Raw genomic sequence first — 16,058 nt, 5'->3', positions numbered from 1 at the left:
GCAACTTGCAGCAGCAATCAATGCCGCGTCGCAATCCAGATCAGCAACCCCGCCTGGAACATGGCAAAGGCCACCAGGCAGGTGATGGTGAAGCGCAGGCCGGCGTCTTCGCGCTTGAACTTGGTGACCTTCTCTTCCTGCTGCTTGAGTTTGACTTCCTGTTCCGCCAGGTTCTGCTCGGCCTGTTGCAGCATCTGCGCCGCTTCAAGGATTTCCACGAACTGCAGCTTCTCGGTATTCCAGTCCCCGAGCAGATCGCCAACGTGGGTTGGCTTGACGCTGCCCTTGAGGTGCTGGGCGTCGGCGTAGACCACCTCGAAACCCTGGGCCTTGAGAAAGCGATCGCGGCGCAGGCGAGTGTCTTCGTTCAGGGCGTCCTTGTTATCCAGGTCGGTGCCGTGCACCTGGTAGGCCGACCAGCGTTTCTTGGCCCAGGTAATGCCCTGGGCCGCCAGGAAACGGCCGATGCCACGGTTGGACGGCTCGACTTGCAGATTGTCCGGAGAAAAAAACAGGCGTTTCTCGACGTGGTCGGCCCAGACGTCCAGGTGATTCTGTTCCTTGCGCACGCGCTGGTTCGGCAACTGGATGCTCATGCGCAGCAGGCTGCGTTCCTTGCTGTGGCGCTCGGCATAGCTGAACTCGACAAACCGCAACGGCCGCGCACCGGTGGCGCGGTCAGTCTTGAGCGGCGCCAGCCGGAGCATCTTGTGATGTTCGGTATGCACGTCGGCCCAAGGCAGTTCCACCGCAGACGAGGCGGGGGCTTCGGCAGCGGTGTTGGGGGAAGTTTCAGTTTCAGTCATAACGGCAAAAATCCTGTCCAGGCCGGCTGGTCGGCAGCCATAGCGCTGCCCGACACCGGGCTATCGGCCGTTTTTTCCAGGACTGGAGGGCCAGTTGCCACTAAAACCGCTCAACGGGCGGCTAACGAGTCAATAAAACGCAGAATTCGCGCACCAAGCTCGGCCGCCAGGGGCAGGTTGGGATCCTTGTAGGAGGCCAGTTGCCGTTTCATGTCGTTGGGCACGATACGCATCACGTGATTCATACCCTCGATCAGCGCCAATTCAGCGTCGGGCTTGGCGGCTTTCAATTGTCTGGCGTCATCGACGCTGACCTGGATATCGTTGCTGCCCTGGATGATCAAGGCCGGCATCTTCAATGCCGCAAAGGCGCGGGCCGGGTCCTGGCGGAACAACGAGATCAGGTAGGGCTGTACGCTGGGGCGGAAAATGACCTGCAGCTGTGCCGGTACGTTGTCGTCGAGCCGACCGGTCTTTAGGCTGTCGAGCAGTTCGTTGCTGCGCAACATCAGCGGCGGTGGCAGGCGGTTGCTTAATTGTTGACGCAGCACCTGGTCGATCGGCCGGGCGCTGCCGGACAGCGAAATCACCGCCGCCGCGTTGGCCTGGGGCGCGGCGAGGCTGGCGATCAGTGCGCCTTCGCTGTGACCCAGGATAATCAATGGACCCAGCCGTGGGTCGGCGGCGAGTTTGCGGCTCCAGGCCACGGCATCGGCCACATAGGCGTCGACGCTCAGGTTGCGTTCGTCCGGTGTCGCCGCGAGGCTGGCGGCCACGCCGCGTTTGTCATAGCGCACGCTGGCGATGTTGTGTTTGGCCAGCACCCAGGCCAGGCGCTTGAGGCTGTCGTTGCGCCCACCTTCGGGGTTGTTTCCGTCGCGATCCGTAGGACCGGAACCGGAAATGATCAGGACAACCGGCACCGGCGTGTCGGATTTGGGCAGCAACAGCGAGCCGAAAAGCTCACCGCTGCCGGTATCGAGGCTGATGGGACGTTGCAAAACCGTGGCCTGGGCCAGGCCGGTAAAGAGGGTAAGGCACAAGGCAAGCAGCTTTAACATCATCACGCCATTAGTTACGAAGGTGCCGGTTGGACTGGCGGGCACCGATAAGGTTCGAGGATGAACTACTTGGGGAGCCTGCGTATACTGGCGGCCATTACGAATCCAAGGTTGAGTCTCTCAGCGATTTCACGGAGCACCCTGCATGTCCGGCAATACCTACGGCAAGCTGTTCACTGTCACCACCGCGGGCGAAAGCCATGGTCCGGCGTTGGTCGCCATTGTCGACGGCTGCCCGCCGGGCCTGGAGATTTCCCTGGACGATCTGCAGCGTGACCTGGACCGCCGCAAGCCCGGTACCAGCCGCCACACCACCCAGCGCCAGGAAGCCGATGAAGTCGAAATTCTCTCCGGCGTGTTCGAAGGGCGCACCACCGGCTGCGCCATCGGCCTGCTGATCCGCAACACCGACCAGAAGTCCAAGGACTACTCGGCTATCAAGGATCTGTTTCGCCCGGCCCACGCCGACTACACCTACCACCACAAATACGGCGAGCGCGACTACCGTGGCGGCGGGCGCAGTTCGGCCCGGGAAACCGCCATGCGCGTGGCGGCCGGAGCGATAGCCAAGAAATACCTGGCCAGCCAGGGCATCGTGATTCGTGGCTACATGAGCCAGCTGGGCCCTATCGAAATTCCCTTCAAGACCTGGGACTCGGTGGAACAGAACGCTTTCTTCTGCCCCGACGCGGACAAGGTGCCGGAGCTTGAGGCCTATATGGACCAACTGCGCCGGGACCAGGATTCGGTCGGCGCGAAGATCACCGTGGTGGCCGAAGGCGTGATGCCCGGCCTTGGCGAGCCGATCTTCGATCGCCTCGACGCCGAACTGGCCCACGCGCTGATGAGCATCAATGCGGTGAAGGGTGTGGAAATCGGTGCCGGCTTCGCCTGTGTCGCCCAACGCGGTACTGAACACCGCGACGAACTGACCCCGCAAGGTTTCCTCAGCAACAATGCTGGCGGCATCCTCGGTGGCATTTCCTCGGGCCAGCCGATCGTGGCGCACCTGGCCTTGAAGCCGACGTCCAGCATCACCACGCCGGGCCGCTCCATCGACATCCATGGCAACCCGGTGGAGGTCATCACCAAGGGGCGTCACGATCCGTGTGTTGGTATCCGCGCCACGCCAATCGCCGAGGCGATGATGGCGATCGTGTTGATGGATCATCTGTTGCGTCATCGCGGCCAGAACGCCGATGTGCAGGTCGGCACTCCGGTGCTGGGTCAGCTTTGATGGCTGACCTGCCGACCGCCGTGGCCTGACGACCATGGCGGCACTGCCGTACTGGCGGCTCTCCAGTTTTTATCTGTTCTATTTCGCGCTGCTCGGTTCGACGGCGCCGTTCCTGGCGCTGTATTTCGATCATCTGGGGTTTAGCGCGGCGCGCATCGGCGAGCTGGTGGCGATTCCCATGCTGATGCGCTGCGTGGCGCCGAACGTCTGGGGCTGGCTGGGGGATTACACCGGCCGACGCCTGGCGATCGTGCGCTTTGGCGCGATCTGCACGCTGTTGACCTTCTCGCTGATCTTCATCGATAAAAGCTATGCCTGGCTGGCGATGGTCATGGCGCTGCACGCGTTCTTCTGGCACGCGGTGCTGCCGCAATTCGAAGTCATCACCCTGGCCCACTTGAGTGGGCAGGCCTCGCGCTACAGCCAGGTGCGCCTGTGGGGTTCCATTGGCTTCATCATCACTGTGGTGCTGCTGGGGCGATTGTTCGAATGGCTGAGCCTGGACATTTATCCGCAAGCCTTGGTGCTGATCATGGCCGGCATCGTGTTCGCCAGTTTCTGGGTGCCCAACGCCCAGCCGGTGCAGGGACCGCGAGTGGCGGGGGACGGCTTTTTGCGGCAACTGCGCAACCCCGGTGTGCTGGCGTTCTACGCGTGCGTGGGCCTGATGCAGGTCAGCCATGGGCCGTATTATACGTTTCTGACGCTGCACCTTGAGCACCTGGGCTACAGCCGCGGGTTGATCGGCCTGCTCTGGGCCGTCGGGGTGGTGGCGGAAGTGCTGATATTCCTGTTGATGAGCCGGATCCTGGCACGGTTTTCCGTGCGCCGGGTCCTGCTGGCGAGTTTCCTGCTGGCGGCGCTGCGCTGGCTGCTGCTGGGTTCACTGGCTGAGTTTCTCTGGGTGCTGCTGTTTGCCCAGGTGTTGCACGCGGCGACCTTTGGCAGCTTTCACGCGGCTGCCATTCATTTCGTGCAACGTAGCTTCGGACCACGCCAGCAAGGCCAGGGCCAGGCGCTGTACGCGGCGCTGGCTGGCACGGGCGGGGCGTTGGGTGCGTTGTATTCCGGCTACAGCTGGAATGCCCTGGGCGCCACTTGGACTTTCAGCATCGCCAGCGTCGCAGCCTTCGCTGCAGCCGTTATCATTGCCACACGTATGCAAGAGGACAGGCCATGAGCCTTACCCGTGAACAGCTCGCCCGGGAAATCATCGACGCCGGGCGTTTTTTGTATGGCCGCGGCTGGTCCCCGGCCACCAGCAGCAACTATTCGACCCGACTTGCCCCTGACCAGGCCTTGCTGACCGTGTCCGGCAAGCACAAGGGGCAACTGGGGCTCGACGATGTGCTGGCCACTGACCTGGACGGCAACAGTCTGGAGCGGGGCAAGCAACCGTCCGCCGAAACCCTGCTGCACACCCAGCTGTATCGCTGGCGGCCGGAGATCGGGGCGGTGCTGCACACCCACTCGGTGAATGCCACGGTGTTGTCACGCCTGACAAACGCAGCCTTCATCGACTTTGAAGACTATGAATTGCAAAAAGCCTTCAGCGGCGTTTCGACCCACGAATCCCGGGTCCGTGTGCCGATTTTCGACAATGACCAGGACATCGCGCGCCTGGCCGCCCAAGTGCAGCCCTGGCTGGAGGCGCATCCCGATTGTGTCGGCTACCTTATTCGCGGCCACGGCCTGTATACCTGGGGGCCGTACATGAACGATGCACTGCGCCAGATCGAAGCGTTCGAGTTCCTGTTCGAGTGCGAACTCAAGACCCGCGCACTCCTGAACCGTTAATTTGCTGGAGCCATAGCCATGAGCAGCCTGTCCGTCTACCACGTCTCAAGCCCTGACATCCCGAACAAGGTGCTGACCCATTTCGAAGACATCGCCTCGACCTTGGCCGAAAAGGGCGTGCGTTTCGACCGCTGGGAAGCTGCGACAAAAATCCAGCCCGGCGCCAGCCAGGACGAAGTCATCGCCGCCTACCAGGCCCAGATCGACCGCTTGATGACTGAGCGGGGCTACGTCACCGTCGATGTCATCAGCCTCAACAGCGATCACCCGCAAAAAGCCGAGCTGCGGGCCAAGTTCCTTGATGAGCACCGCCATGGTGAAGACGAAGTACGATTTTTCGTCGCAGGTCGTGGCTTGTTTACCCTGCACATCGACGATTATGTCTACGCCGTGCTCTGCGAAAAGAACGATCTGATCTCGGTACCTGCCGGTACGCCGCACTGGTTCGACATGGGCGAGCATCCGCATTTTGTGGCCATTCGCCTGTTCAATAACCCGGAAGGCTGGGTCGCGAAGTTTACCGGTGATGACATCGCCAGCCGCTTCCCGCGCCTGGAGGACTGAGCCCGTGCCAATCAAAGCCATCCTTACCGACATCGAAGGCACCACCAGCGCGGTGAGTTTCGTGTTCGACGTGCTGTTTCCCTATGCCGCCAGGCATTTGCCGGATTTCGTCCGGCAGAACGCCGACCGCGCTGACGTGGCCGAACAACTGGCTGCCGTGCGTCAGGACAGCGCTGAGCCGGAGGCTGACGTCGAGCGAATCATCGCAATTCTGTTGGGCTGGATCGCCGAAGACCGCAAAGCCACGCCGCTCAAGGCGTTGCAGGGCATGGTCTGGGAGCAGGGGTATCACGCCGGGCAATTGAAAGGTCACGTGTACCCGGACGCCGTGCAGGCACTTCAGCGCTGGCACCAGCAAGGTTTCCAGCTGTTTGTTTATTCCTCGGGCTCGATCCAGGCGCAGAAGCTGATTTTCGGTTGTTCCGAGGCCGGTGATCTGTCGCCGTTGTTCAGCGGGTATTTTGACACCACGTCGGGACCCAAGCGGGACGTGCAGTCCTACCAGCGCATCAGCGCGGCGGTGGGCGTTGCGCCGGGGGAGATTCTGTTTCTGTCTGACATCGTCCAGGAACTGGATGCGGCTCGCGATGCGGGTATGGCGACCTGCGGGTTGGCCCGGGAGGGCGGTGAGCTGGCGGGGCATGTCACGGTGGACAGTTTTGCGCGGATCGAGCCGGCAGACTTTTGAAGTCCGCAAGCTACCACACGAAGTCAGGTGATGGATTGTGGGAGCGAGCAAGCCCGCTCCCACAGAAGGATCAAGCGCTGTGATAAGTCGGCAGAGCGAAGCGATGCTGGCTTTGCAGCAGGGTAATCTGTGGCAATTCGCTGGCCTGCTCAGCCAGGTCGCGACGGATTGCACTGATCACCCAGGACAATTGGTCTCCGGCGTGCAACTGCGCGTAGGAAATCGAGCGCTTCAACTGTTTGCCTTCGCTATTGCGCAATGTCAGCAGAATGCCGCCATCCGGGCGAGCCTGCGTCGTCACTTCGTAGTTGGAAAACAGGGACGAAAACTTTTCTTGAATCATGTTCATATTTGACTGCTCCATGGTTTTGATGGCAAACCGTGGAGGGGTAGTTGCAGTGTCTGTGCCAGCCTTGGCGCTTCTAAAAAATCCTTTAAAAACAGTTAGTTAATGATTCGTTGCATTTTTGCTTTCGTGCATCTTGCATGAATGCCCATCGTGCATCCTGCATTTTGCGTGGTCCGGCGTTAATTTATGGAACCAATTCGCCTCCCCAGGCTCATCGCTCCAGCTGTCTGGGGCAGCGGATACAAAACATTGCAAAAACCGCATGTACAGCGCCGGAATCCCTGGCGTACTTTCGATCCAAAATCACCTCCCACCCGATAATCAGACCCACGAGGTCGAACGGGGAAGATCACCATGAGTCGTACACCCAGCGACGCGATCACCTGGGGCATGATGTTGCGCAAGCTGCCCACCATTGCCAGAGCTGTTCCCCGGATCGTCAGAGGCATGAAGCTCGCCAACGTCCAGGACCCGACCCAGCCCTGCGGCCTGGGCTGGTGTTTCGAGCAGGCGACGCAACGTAATCCAGAGGGCCCGGCGTTGCTGTGCGGCGACACGGTGTGGAGTTATGCACAGGTCAACGAGCAGGCCAATCGCATCGCCCATTACTTACTGGCGCAGGGCATTGCTAAGGGCGACTGCGTGGCGATTTTCGTCGAGAACCGGCCACAGTTGTTGATCGCGGTACTGGCGGTGGCGAAGGTCGGTGCGGTCAGCGCCATGATCAACACCTCACAGACGGGCGATGCACTGGTGCACAGCCTGGCGCTGGTGGCGCCGGTTGCCGTGGTGGTCGGGGACGAACGTGTCGCGGTCTTCAATGACGTACGTAGCCGGACCGCATTGCCGAGCGCTCGAACCTGGTGGGTGGCGGATCAGGCGTACGCCGATGTCCCGTCCGGTTTCGTCGACCTGTTCAGTAGCAGCGACGACTACCCAGGTGACAACCCGGCCAGCAGCCAACAAGTCTTTTTCAACGATCCGTGTTTGTACCTCTACACCTCGGGCACCACCGGGCTGCCCAAGGCCGGGGTCTTTCGCCATGGGCGCTGGATGCGTACTTCCACCAGCTTCGGCTTGATCGCCCTGGACATGCAGCCCGATGACGTCGTGTATTGCACCTTGCCGCTGTACCACGCCACGGGCCTGTGCGTGTGTTGGGGGGCGGCGATCTGTGGCGCATCGGGATTTGCGATCCGGCGCAAGTTTAGCGCCAGTCAGTTCTGGAGCGATGTGCGCCGCTACCGGGCGACCACGCTGGGTTATGTCGGTGAGTTGTGCCGTTATCTGATCGACCAGCCGGCCAGTACCGAAGACCTCCGCCATGACGTGAAGAAGATGATCGGCAATGGCCTGCGCCCAGGGGCTTGGTCTGCCTTCAAGACGCGCTTTGGCATCGACCACATCTGCGAGCTGTACGCGGCCAGCGACGGCAATATCGGTTTTACCAACGTGCTGAATTTCGACAACACCGTCGGGTTTTCCCTGATGGGTTGGGAATTGGTGCAGTACGACCATGACAGCGCGGCACCGTTACGCAACCTGCAGGGGCGCATGCAGAAAGTGCCCCGGGGCGAACCTGGCCTGCTCTTGGCGCGGATCGACGACAAGGCGCCGCTGGACGGCTACACCGATCAGGCTTTGACCGAAAAAACCATCTATCGAGACGTCTTCGTCCCCGGTGACCGCTATTTCAACACCGGTGACCTGCTGCGCAACATTGGCTTTGGTCATGGGCAGTTCGTTGATCGCCTCGGCGATACCTACCGCTGGAAAGGCGAGAACGTCTCTACCACGGAAGTCGAAAACGTTTTGCTGCAACACCCTCAGGTGGCCGAGGCGGTGGCCTATGGCGTGGAAATCAATGGCACCAATGGCCGCGCCGGCATGGCGGCGATCACCCCGTCGGAATCCCTGGCGGTGCTGGATTTCAGTGAACTGTTGCAGTTTCTGCAGTGCAAACTGCCGGCCTATGCGGTGCCGTTGTTCCTGCGCATCAAGGTGAAAATGGACACTACCGGCACGTTCAAATACCAGAAGACCCGCCTCAGGGCCGAAGCCTTCGACCCTTGCGTCACCGATGATGAGCCGGTCTACGCCTGGCTGCCCGGCAGCCTGACTTACGTGCGGGTAGACCGGCAACTGGCGATGCAGATCCACGACGGGCAATACCGCTATTGATTCTGGCTATGAGCACTGCAGAGAAAAAAGGGATGACAGCTATCGAGTCCCTCAGGAAACTAGCGGCTTTGCAAAGACTTGAGTGGAGTTTCCCATGTCCGATACAAGCCGCCAGATGACCCCGGAAGAAGCAGCGGAGTTTGCCGAGCAGGTGTTCAACGTCGCACGCCAGGGTGACGCCGCGATGATGGCCGCCCTGCTGAGCAAGGGCCTGCCGCCGAACTTGCGTAATCACAAGGGCGACACCTTGCTGATGCTGGCCGCGTACCACGGGCATGTGGAGACGGTGAGGGTGCTGCTGGAGCACAAGGCTGATCCGGAAGTGCGCAACGACAACGGCCAGAGCCCGATTGCCGGCGCGGCGTTCAAGGGCGACCTGGCAGTGGTCACGGCGCTGGTGGAGGGCGGTGCGCAGGTGGAAGGTTCCTCCTTCGATGGTCGTACCGCGCTGATGATGGCCGCGATGTTCAACCGGGTGGAAATCGTCGACTACCTGATCAGTAAAGGCGCCGACCCCAAAGCCAAGGATGCCAACGGCGTCTCGGCCCTGGATGCGGCCAAGACCATGGGCGCGGTGGATACCACGGCGCAGTTGGAAAAGTTGTTGGGCTGAAAGGCTGTGGGAGCAAAGCTTGCTCGCGATACAGGCACCTCGGTTCCAGAGAGACCGCGTTGTTTTCATCGCGGGCAAGCCTTGCTCCCACAAAACGCTCGTTCGCAGGTTCTTCTCCAATCCTAATCCGCATGCGCTATCCTGCCCGCCCTCAAAAAACCATTCGCCACAGGATCCACCCCATGAAAGCCGCCCTCATCGAACTCATCAGCAAAATCAGCTCCGGCTGCCTGGGCGATGCGGACATTGCGAAAATCGCTGACGAAGCGGCTCAGGCCTACGCCGATCCGGCGGCTTTCCTGGCGGCCAACCCCGATATCAACTACGACGACACGTTCCCGATCCCCCTGGGTGAATGGGTGGTGGTGGGCAGCCTGCCGGACACCGTGTTGTTCCAGGCCGACACCTACGTGGACCTGTTCGAACAGATCATCGCCTCGTTCGGCCCCGGCGTGGCGTTCAATCTCAAGCCCAAGCAACTGGCAAAAACCGAAGCCCTGACCGCGCTCAACCGCATCCAGATCCAGATGAGCAGCCTGAACAAGGACAATGGCGGTTATGTGCTGATGAACTTCAGCCAGTTGCTCGATGATGAGTTGCAAATGGTGCTGGTGTACGGCAACGACGTGCCGCGGGTGCTGGAGCTGTGTGGCGAAGTTGGCATCGCTGCCGCGCCGTCCCTGGAAGCCCTCAAGGTTGCTGTCCACGTCTGAAGCAATAAAACGGAACCCTCGCCGGGGGCCCGCTATCCTAAGGGTGCCTATCACCATTTGGGAGCGACACCATGGGTTCCACCTTCAACGGCCTGATCGGCCTGATCATCCTGGCGCTCGATATCTGGGCGATCATCAATGTGCTCAAGAGCGGCGCGGAAACCGGGATGAAAATCCTCTGGGTGCTGCTGATTATTCTGTTGCCGGTGCTGGGCCTGATCATCTGGGCGATCGCCGGGCCGCGAGGCAACGTGCGGATTTGACTGCTCCATGAAAAATGCCCGGGCGCCTCGAGCGACCGGGCATTTTTCATGGGTGGATATCAGGCCGTTGCCAGGGTTGGTTTCTGCGCGGCACTCAAGAAGCGCAGCAAGGCCAACAGCGGGAAGGCACTGCCGACGATCACCACCCACAACCAGCCGCCGTGTTCGTACACCGCGCTGGCGATCGATGAGCCGAAGGCACCACCGACGAAGATGCTGGTCATGTACAGCGCATTCAGCCGGCTGCGGCTTTTCGCATCCAAGGCATAGATGGTGCGCTGGCCCAGGACCATGTTCATCTGCACACAGAAATCCAGGACCACGCCGGTCACGGCCAGGCCGATGACGCTGTACAGCGGATGAATGAACGCCGGTAGAAAGCTCAAGCTGGCGAACAGCATCGCCAGCAGCGAGGCGTTGCGGGTATGGCCGGCATCCGCCAGGCGACCAGCGATGGGCGCGGCGATGGCGCCGATGGCACCGACCAGGGCGAACAGGGCGATTTCAGTCTGGGACAGGCCATGGTTGCGTGACAGCTCCAGCGGCACGGCGGTCCAGAACAGGCTGAACGTGGCGAACAGGCAGGCTTGGTAAAACGCCCGTTGCCGCAACAGCGGTTGCTGGCGCAGCAGGGTGCCGAGCGAGCCCAGCAGTTGACCATAGGAGGCGCTGTGGTCGGGCTGGCGCTTGGGCACGGTCAGTGCCAGGACGATGCTGATCGCGGCCATCAATGCGGCGGCGATCATGAACATCGCCCGCCAGCCGAAGTGATCGGCTACCAGGCTTGAGATCGGCCGCGCCAGCAGGATCCCCAAGAGCAGACCGCCCATGATCCCTCCCACGACCCGCCCTCGGGACTCCTCCGGCGCCAGGTGCGCAGCCAGGGGAATCAGGACTTGCACCGACACCGAGCTGAAACCCACCAGCAGCGAGACCAGCAGGAACACGTTCGGTTGATCGGTGAACGCAGCTGCCAACAGGCTGGCAATCGCCACTACGGTGGTGAGGATCATCAGGCGACGGTTTTCCAGCAAGTCGCCCAGCGGCACCAGGAAAAACAGGCCCAGGGCATAACCGATCTGGGTCAACGAGACGATCAGGCTGGCCATGGTGCTGCTCAGGCCGACATCCGGCGCGATCAGTTCGATGATCGGTTGGGCATAGTAGATGTTGGCGACGATGGCTCCGCAGCAAAAAGCGAACAGCAGGACCATGCCTCGGGTCAGGGTGGCGGGGTGGGCACTCATGGCATTCTCGTCAGTAACTAGGAAGATGGCGTGAGGCTAAAGAGTTGCGCTGCTCTGGAACAGGCTTTGTGGCTGATATCAGACATGCTTGCTATTGATGATGAACAGCCCCGTAGGAGCTGTCGAGTGCAACGAGGCTGCGATCTTGTCCCTGACAATTGAGTCTCAAGCGAAAGATCAAGATCAGAAGATCGCAGCCTTCGGCAGCTCCTACAGAGGCGGGTGGGGCCGCTCCCCGCGATTCACTGCCCGCTGTAGATCTGGTCGAAAACCCCACCATCATTGAAGTGCGTCTTCTGCACCGTGCGCCAGTCGCCAAAGGTTTTTTCCACCGACAGGAAGTCCACTTTCGGGAAGCGGTCGGTGTATTTGGCTAATACGGCCGGGTCCCGTGGACGCAGGTAGTTGGCGGCGGCAATTTCCTGGCCTTCAGGCGACCACAGGTATTTGAGGTACGCCTCGGCGGCTTCGCGGGAGCCTTTTTTCTCGACCACTTTGTCGACCACGCTCACTGGTGGCTCGGCTTCAGCGGAGACGCTCGGGTAGATCACTTCAAACTGGTCGCGACCGAACTCGCGGGCGATCATCTCGGCTTCGTTTTCAAAGGTCACCAGCACATCGCCGATCTGGTTGGTCATGAAGGTCGTCGTCGCGGCGCGGCCACCGGTGTCTAGCACTGGCGCCTGTTTGAACAACTTGCCGACGAAGTCCTTGGCTTTGCTTTCATCGCCACCGTTCTTCAGCACATAACCCCAGGCCGACAGGTAGGTGTAGCGGCCGTTACCGGAGGTTTTCGGGTTGGGCACGATCACCTGCACGCCGTCCTTGAGCAGGTCGGGCCAATCTTTCAGCGCTTTTGGGTTGCCTTTGCGTACGATGAACACCGTGGCCGAGGTGAACGGAGCGCTGTTGTTCGGCAGACGGGTGACCCAGTTCTCAGGCACCAGTTTGCCGTTATCCGCCAGGGCATTGATGTCGGTGGCCATGTTCATGGTGATGACATCCGCCGGCAACCCGTCGATCACCGAGCGCGCCTGCTTGCTGGAACCGCCGAAGGACATCTGCACGGTGATGTTTTCGTTGTGCTCGGCCTGCCAGTGTTTCTGGAAGGCGGCGTTGTAGTCTTTGTAGAAATCGCGCATCACGTCGTAGGACACGTTGAGCAGGGTCGGGGCGGCGTGGGCCAGGCTGCCGAAGGTCAGGCCGGCGGCGAGAAGGGAAGCGCCAAAGAAGTTCTTCACTTACCAATTCCTTTTATTTGAACGGGGGGGCTAGGCAATTAGCCAGCACACTAGCTGCAAGCCTATAGACCTTCAAGCATCAAAAAGTGCTTTGCTTATTCCAGTTTCTTAAACAACGCATTGCCGCAACGTGAGCAAAAAGCGGCGCCATGTTCGTGGTTGTTTTTACTGCACACCGGGCAATCGTGCTTGAGCTGATCAGCGCGCATGGCCGTGGCCAGTTCGGCGGTAAAGATCCCCGTTGGCACGGCGATGATCGAGTAACCGGTGATCATCACCAGGGATGACACCACCTGGCCCAGTGGCGTCTTGGGCACGATGTCGCCAAAACCCACCGTGGTCAGTGTCACGATAGCCCAATAGATGCCCTTGGGAATGCTGGTGAAGCCATTCCCTGGGCCTTCGATGACATACATCAGCGTGCCGAACACGGTCACCAGGGTCGAGACGCTGACCAGGAACACGATGATTTTCTGCTTGCTGCCCCGCAGCGCCGCCATCAGGTAGTTGGCCTGCTTGAGGTAAGGGCTGAGCTTGAGCACCCGGAAAATCCGCAGCATACGGATGATTCGAATGATCAGCAGGTACTGGGCATCGCTGTAATACAACGCCAGGATTCCCGGCACGATCGCCAGCAGATCCACCAGGCCGTAGAAACTGAAGGCATAGCGCAGGGGCTTGGGCGAGCAGTACAGGCGCAGGCCGTACTCGACGATGAAGATAAAGGTGAAACCCCACTCGATAGCGGCCAAAAGCGTCGCGTAGTTTTTGTGCACGCTGTCGATGCTGTCGAGCATCACGATGACCAGGCTGGCGAGGATGATCAACAGCAGCGTGCTGTCGAAGCGCCGGCCGGCCACGGTGTCGCTCTGGAAAATCATGACGTAGAGCCGTTCACGCCAATTGTTGCTGCTGTCCATAAGCTTCGCCTGAATCAGAATCAGCGAAGCCTAGGGCGATTGTCCCGCAGAGCGCAAGGCGCGGCATCAAGGCTGGCCTGGTGCCACGCTCGGCCAGTGGCCTGGATCAGCCAGCAGGCCAGGACGAACGGTGCGGTCAGCGGCACCAAACCGAGGGCGGCAAAGCCAGGTGTCAGCAGCATTGCCAGGAGCACACCGGCCAGTGGCAGCCATGGCTGGCGGTGCTGTTGGCCGAGAGCCAGAGCCACCAGCGCCGGGTTATATCCAGCAAGTCCTGAAAGGGCGGCTGCGTTTTCATGATGCAGCACGGCGAATGCAAGGCCGGCGGCCGAACCGAACAGTGCCCAGCCGGCGGCGCGACGGTTGCTGATCAGCAGGCCTGCGGCGATCAGCCCTCCGGCCAACGGGTGGTCGAGAAACATCACCTGGCCGAGTCCGTTCAAAAGGGCGGCCAGCAGGCTGGGCATCGTCAGTTCGACCGGCAGAGGCGCGGGTTGTGCAGGGGCGAAACTGAGCAGCAACCAACCCAGGCCCACGAAGGGCGCGGTGTAGGCCGAGAGACATTGTGGGTCGCGAGTACGCTTGAGCCATTGCTGGGTCAGCATCGCGCTGAGACCAGCGCTGGCGATGATCAACGGTGGCAGTAACGCTGACCAAGGCAATGCCAGGCTCAGCAGCAACCCCAGCAGGATGCCGTTGTAACTGAACAGGCCGGCCTGCCGATCCACCTTGGCGTAACCGCGTCTCTGGGCCGTGAGCAATCCGGCGACGCCGCCGAGCAGTGCGCCGCCAAACAGGCCGGGCGCTGTGAGCAGAGTCGCCAGCAGGCACAACAGGCCGCACAGGGGATGGCGCTGGAGGAAAATCTGGCTGAAACCGTTGAGCAGGGCGGTGGCCCAGTCGGGGCAATGGGTGTTGGGCATGGTTAGGCTGTGTATCTGATGGACCGGGGTGCCCTCATCGCGAGCAGGCTCGCTCCCACACTGGATTTGCGGTGTAAACAAATAACCTGTGGGAGCGGGCTTGCTCGCGATGAGGACAGAACAGGCGCTAGATCAACCTTCCGATGCACCACGAATGGGTCAACAGGCGTCATGCCTGGGGCTCTCGAGAATCAGGATGGCGCGAAAGTCGTTGACGTTGGTGCGGGTCGGTTCAGTGACAATCAACCCATCCAGCGCGGCGAAGTAGCCGTAGCCATTGTTGTTATCCAGCTCATCGCTGGCACTCAGGCCCAGCTCGGCGGCGCGGCGATAGCTGTCCGGGGTCATGAGGGCGCCGGCGTTGTCTTCGCAACCGTCGATGCCGTCCGTGTCACCGGCCAGTGCGTAGATGCCGGGGTGGCCCTTGAGGCTGTCGGTCAGGCTCAGCAGGAACTCGGCGTTGCGTCCGCCACGGCCATCACCGCGCACGGTGACTGTGGTTTCGCCGCCGGACAGGATCACGCACGGTGCCGCCAGTGGCTGGCCGTACAGGGCGATTTGCCGGGCGATGCCGGCGTGGACTTTCGCCACTTCCCGGGATTCACCTTCCAGGTCGCCGAGGATCAACGGGCTGAAACCGGCCTGACGGGCTTTCACCGCGGCCGCTTCCAGTGATTGCTGCGGGCGGGCGATCAGCTGGAAGTGACTGCGGGCCAGGCTCGGGTCGCCGGGTTTGATGGTTTCCGATTCCGGGCTTTGCAACCAGCGGTGCACCGAGGCCGGCACCTCGATCTGGTAGCGCTTGAGGATCGCCAGGGCTTCGGCCGACGTGCTCGGGTCGGCCACGGTGGGGCCGGAGGCGATGACCGTGGCGAGGTCGCCCGGTACGTCGGAAATCGCATAGGTATAGACCGTCGCCGGCCAGCAGGCTTTGCCCAGGCGCCCGCCCTTGATCGCCGAGAGATGCTTGCGCACGCAGTTCATCTCGCCGATGGTGGCGCCGGACTTGAGCAAGGCCTTGTTGATCGATTGTTTGTCGGCCAGGGTCAGGCCTTTGGCGGGCAAGGCGAGCAGGGCAGAACCGCCGCCAGACAACAGGAAGATGACGCGGTCGTCTTCGCTGAGATGGCTGACCATTTCCAGCACCCGCTGGGCCACGGCCAGGCCAGCGGCGTCGGGCACCGGATGGGCGGCTTCGACCACTTCGATTTTCTGGCAGGGCGCCCCATGGCCGTAGCGGGTCACCACCAGGCCAGAGACTTCGCCCTGCCAGCAACGCTCGACCACTTGCGCCATGGCGGCGGCGGCCTTGCCGGCCCCGATGACGATCACCCGGCCACTGCGATCGCTGGGCAGATAGGGTTCAAGGACGTGCTGCGGATGGGCCGCGTCGATGGCTGTGGCAAACAGCTCGCGGAGCAGTTGTTGCGGATCGACCGACATGGCGGGCTCCCG

The 16,058-nt window shown here is 61.3% G+C and carries 17 protein-coding genes; 9 read left to right on the top strand and 8 right to left on the bottom strand.

What is annotated here, in order from left to right; genetic code table 11:
- Positions 1-17 precede the first annotated feature (17 nt).
- Together EPZ47_RS21155 and EPZ47_RS21150 are read right to left on the bottom strand one after the other, a co-directional pair.
- Positions 18-806 (bottom strand): hypothetical protein, encoded by a 789-nt coding sequence (locus tag EPZ47_RS21155; protein WP_135846575.1) that lies wholly within the window; start codon positions 804-806, stop codon positions 18-20.
- Between the two features lie 110 nt (positions 807-916).
- On the bottom strand, positions 917-1,870 hold the full coding sequence (locus EPZ47_RS21150) for an alpha/beta hydrolase (RefSeq protein ID WP_135848047.1): 954 nt from the start codon (positions 1,868-1,870) through the stop codon (positions 917-919).
- 142 nt (positions 1,871-2,012) lie between these two features.
- Here EPZ47_RS21150 and aroC point away from each other — a divergent pair, with 142 nt between their 5' ends.
- Genes aroC through mtnC form a run of 5 tightly spaced genes read left to right on the top strand, consistent with a single transcriptional unit; the run spans position 2,013 to position 6,153 of the window.
- Complete coding sequence (gene aroC, locus EPZ47_RS21145; protein WP_135846574.1) at positions 2,013-3,104, top strand: chorismate synthase; 1,092 nt, start codon at positions 2,013-2,015, stop codon at positions 3,102-3,104.
- Positions 3,105-3,138: 34 nt separating this feature from the next.
- Positions 3,139-4,284 (top strand): MFS transporter, encoded by a 1,146-nt coding sequence (locus EPZ47_RS21140; RefSeq protein ID WP_135846573.1) that lies wholly within the window; start codon positions 3,139-3,141, stop codon positions 4,282-4,284.
- Positions 4,281-4,901 carry a methylthioribulose 1-phosphate dehydratase gene (locus EPZ47_RS21135; protein WP_135846572.1) on the top strand — a complete coding sequence of 207 codons (621 nt, stop codon included), beginning with the start codon at positions 4,281-4,283 and terminating at the stop codon, positions 4,899-4,901. The genes EPZ47_RS21140 and EPZ47_RS21135 overlap by 4 nt, the downstream gene beginning before the upstream one ends.
- An 18-nt stretch (positions 4,902-4,919) precedes the next feature.
- Complete coding sequence (locus EPZ47_RS21130; RefSeq protein ID WP_135846571.1) at positions 4,920-5,465, top strand: 1,2-dihydroxy-3-keto-5-methylthiopentene dioxygenase; 546 nt, start codon at positions 4,920-4,922, stop codon at positions 5,463-5,465.
- 4 nt (positions 5,466-5,469) lie between these two features.
- Entirely contained in the window at positions 5,470-6,153 is a 684-nt protein-coding gene (mtnC, locus tag EPZ47_RS21125; protein WP_135846570.1) for an acireductone synthase, read from the top strand.
- A 70-nt stretch (positions 6,154-6,223) separates the two neighbouring features.
- Here mtnC and EPZ47_RS21120 read toward each other — a convergent pair whose 3' ends face one another.
- Complete coding sequence (locus EPZ47_RS21120) at positions 6,224-6,502, bottom strand: DUF3509 domain-containing protein (protein WP_025214961.1); 279 nt, start codon at positions 6,500-6,502, stop codon at positions 6,224-6,226.
- 354 nt (positions 6,503-6,856) lie between these two features.
- On the opposite strand from EPZ47_RS21120, the gene EPZ47_RS21115 reads away from it, so the two are divergent.
- The 4 genes from EPZ47_RS21115 (at position 6,857) to EPZ47_RS21095 (ending at position 10,272) form a co-directional block, all read left to right on the top strand.
- Complete coding sequence (locus EPZ47_RS21115) at positions 6,857-8,683, top strand: long-chain-acyl-CoA synthetase (RefSeq protein ID WP_135846569.1); 1,827 nt, start codon at positions 6,857-6,859, stop codon at positions 8,681-8,683.
- 94 nt (positions 8,684-8,777) lie between these two features.
- Positions 8,778-9,296: an ankyrin repeat domain-containing protein gene (locus tag EPZ47_RS21110; protein ID WP_135846568.1), complete on the top strand. Its 519-nt coding sequence runs from the start codon at positions 8,778-8,780 to the stop codon at positions 9,294-9,296.
- Between the two features lie 182 nt (positions 9,297-9,478).
- On the top strand, positions 9,479-10,009 hold the full coding sequence (locus EPZ47_RS21100) for a hypothetical protein (protein WP_135846566.1): 531 nt from the start codon (positions 9,479-9,481) through the stop codon (positions 10,007-10,009).
- Between the two features lie 71 nt (positions 10,010-10,080).
- The gene (locus EPZ47_RS21095) at positions 10,081-10,272 is read left to right on the top strand and encodes a PLDc N-terminal domain-containing protein (RefSeq protein WP_003223221.1); all 192 of its coding nucleotides are present in this window, start codon (positions 10,081-10,083) and stop codon (positions 10,270-10,272) included.
- Between the two features lie 59 nt (positions 10,273-10,331).
- Here the strand turns inward: EPZ47_RS21095 and EPZ47_RS21090 are convergent, their stop codons facing one another.
- The 5 genes from EPZ47_RS21090 to EPZ47_RS21070 all read right to left on the bottom strand — a co-directional run bounded on the left by EPZ47_RS21090 (position 10,332) and on the right by EPZ47_RS21070 (position 16,046).
- A complete protein-coding gene (locus tag EPZ47_RS21090; RefSeq protein ID WP_135846565.1) occupies positions 10,332-11,519 on the bottom strand; it encodes an MFS transporter in 1,188 nt (395 codons plus the stop codon).
- A 242-nt stretch (positions 11,520-11,761) separates the two neighbouring features.
- Positions 11,762-12,760 (bottom strand): sulfate ABC transporter substrate-binding protein, encoded by a 999-nt coding sequence (locus EPZ47_RS21085; protein ID WP_135846564.1) that lies wholly within the window; start codon positions 12,758-12,760, stop codon positions 11,762-11,764.
- 95 nt (positions 12,761-12,855) lie between these two features.
- Positions 12,856-13,680 carry an ion transporter gene (locus EPZ47_RS21080; protein ID WP_135846563.1) on the bottom strand — a complete coding sequence of 275 codons (825 nt, stop codon included), beginning with the start codon at positions 13,678-13,680 and terminating at the stop codon, positions 12,856-12,858.
- A gap of 20 nt (positions 13,681-13,700) precedes the next feature.
- Positions 13,701-14,603, bottom strand: coding sequence for an urea transporter (locus EPZ47_RS21075; protein WP_135846562.1), 903 nt, complete (start codon positions 14,601-14,603; stop codon positions 13,701-13,703).
- 159 nt (positions 14,604-14,762) lie between these two features.
- On the bottom strand, positions 14,763-16,046 hold the full coding sequence (locus tag EPZ47_RS21070; protein WP_135846561.1) for a glycerate kinase type-2 family protein: 1,284 nt from the start codon (positions 16,044-16,046) through the stop codon (positions 14,763-14,765).
- Positions 16,047-16,058 lie beyond the last annotated feature (12 nt).

Origin of the sequence: Pseudomonas viciae, from assembly GCF_004786035.1 — a bacterium.
GTDB classification, from domain to species: domain Bacteria; phylum Pseudomonadota; class Gammaproteobacteria; order Pseudomonadales; family Pseudomonadaceae; genus Aquipseudomonas; species Aquipseudomonas viciae.
This window is presented reverse-complemented; position numbering and strand designations above follow the sequence as displayed.

What these genes read in the sequence shown, in the direction of transcription:
- aroC (WP_135846574.1), top strand. Translation starts at nt 2,013, where the DNA reads ATGTCCGGCAATACCTACGGCAAGCTGTTCACTGTCACCACCGCGGGC.
- EPZ47_RS21140 (WP_135846573.1), top strand. Translation starts at nt 3,139, where the DNA reads ATGGCGGCACTGCCGTACTGGCGGCTCTCCAGTTTTTATCTGTTCTAT.
- EPZ47_RS21155 (WP_135846575.1), bottom strand. Translation starts at nt 806, where the DNA reads ATGACTGAAACTGAAACTTCCCCCAACACCGCTGCCGAAGCCCCCGCC.
- EPZ47_RS21090 (WP_135846565.1), bottom strand. Translation starts at nt 11,519, where the DNA reads ATGAGTGCCCACCCCGCCACCCTGACCCGAGGCATGGTCCTGCTGTTC.
- EPZ47_RS21115 (WP_135846569.1), top strand. Translation starts at nt 6,857, where the DNA reads ATGAGTCGTACACCCAGCGACGCGATCACCTGGGGCATGATGTTGCGC.
- EPZ47_RS21135 (WP_135846572.1), top strand. Translation starts at nt 4,281, where the DNA reads ATGAGCCTTACCCGTGAACAGCTCGCCCGGGAAATCATCGACGCCGGG.
- EPZ47_RS21120 (WP_025214961.1), bottom strand. Translation starts at nt 6,502, where the DNA reads ATGAACATGATTCAAGAAAAGTTTTCGTCCCTGTTTTCCAACTACGAA.
- EPZ47_RS21150 (WP_135848047.1), bottom strand. Translation starts at nt 1,870, where the DNA reads ATGATGTTAAAGCTGCTTGCCTTGTGCCTTACCCTCTTTACCGGCCTG.
- EPZ47_RS21130 (WP_135846571.1), top strand. Translation starts at nt 4,920, where the DNA reads ATGAGCAGCCTGTCCGTCTACCACGTCTCAAGCCCTGACATCCCGAAC.
- EPZ47_RS21070 (WP_135846561.1), bottom strand. Translation starts at nt 16,046, where the DNA reads ATGTCGGTCGATCCGCAACAACTGCTCCGCGAGCTGTTTGCCACAGCC.
- EPZ47_RS21075 (WP_135846562.1), bottom strand. Translation starts at nt 14,603, where the DNA reads ATGCCCAACACCCATTGCCCCGACTGGGCCACCGCCCTGCTCAACGGT.
- EPZ47_RS21110 (WP_135846568.1), top strand. Translation starts at nt 8,778, where the DNA reads ATGTCCGATACAAGCCGCCAGATGACCCCGGAAGAAGCAGCGGAGTTT.
- EPZ47_RS21095 (WP_003223221.1), top strand. Translation starts at nt 10,081, where the DNA reads ATGGGTTCCACCTTCAACGGCCTGATCGGCCTGATCATCCTGGCGCTC.
- EPZ47_RS21100 (WP_135846566.1), top strand. Translation starts at nt 9,479, where the DNA reads ATGAAAGCCGCCCTCATCGAACTCATCAGCAAAATCAGCTCCGGCTGC.
- EPZ47_RS21080 (WP_135846563.1), bottom strand. Translation starts at nt 13,680, where the DNA reads ATGGACAGCAGCAACAATTGGCGTGAACGGCTCTACGTCATGATTTTC.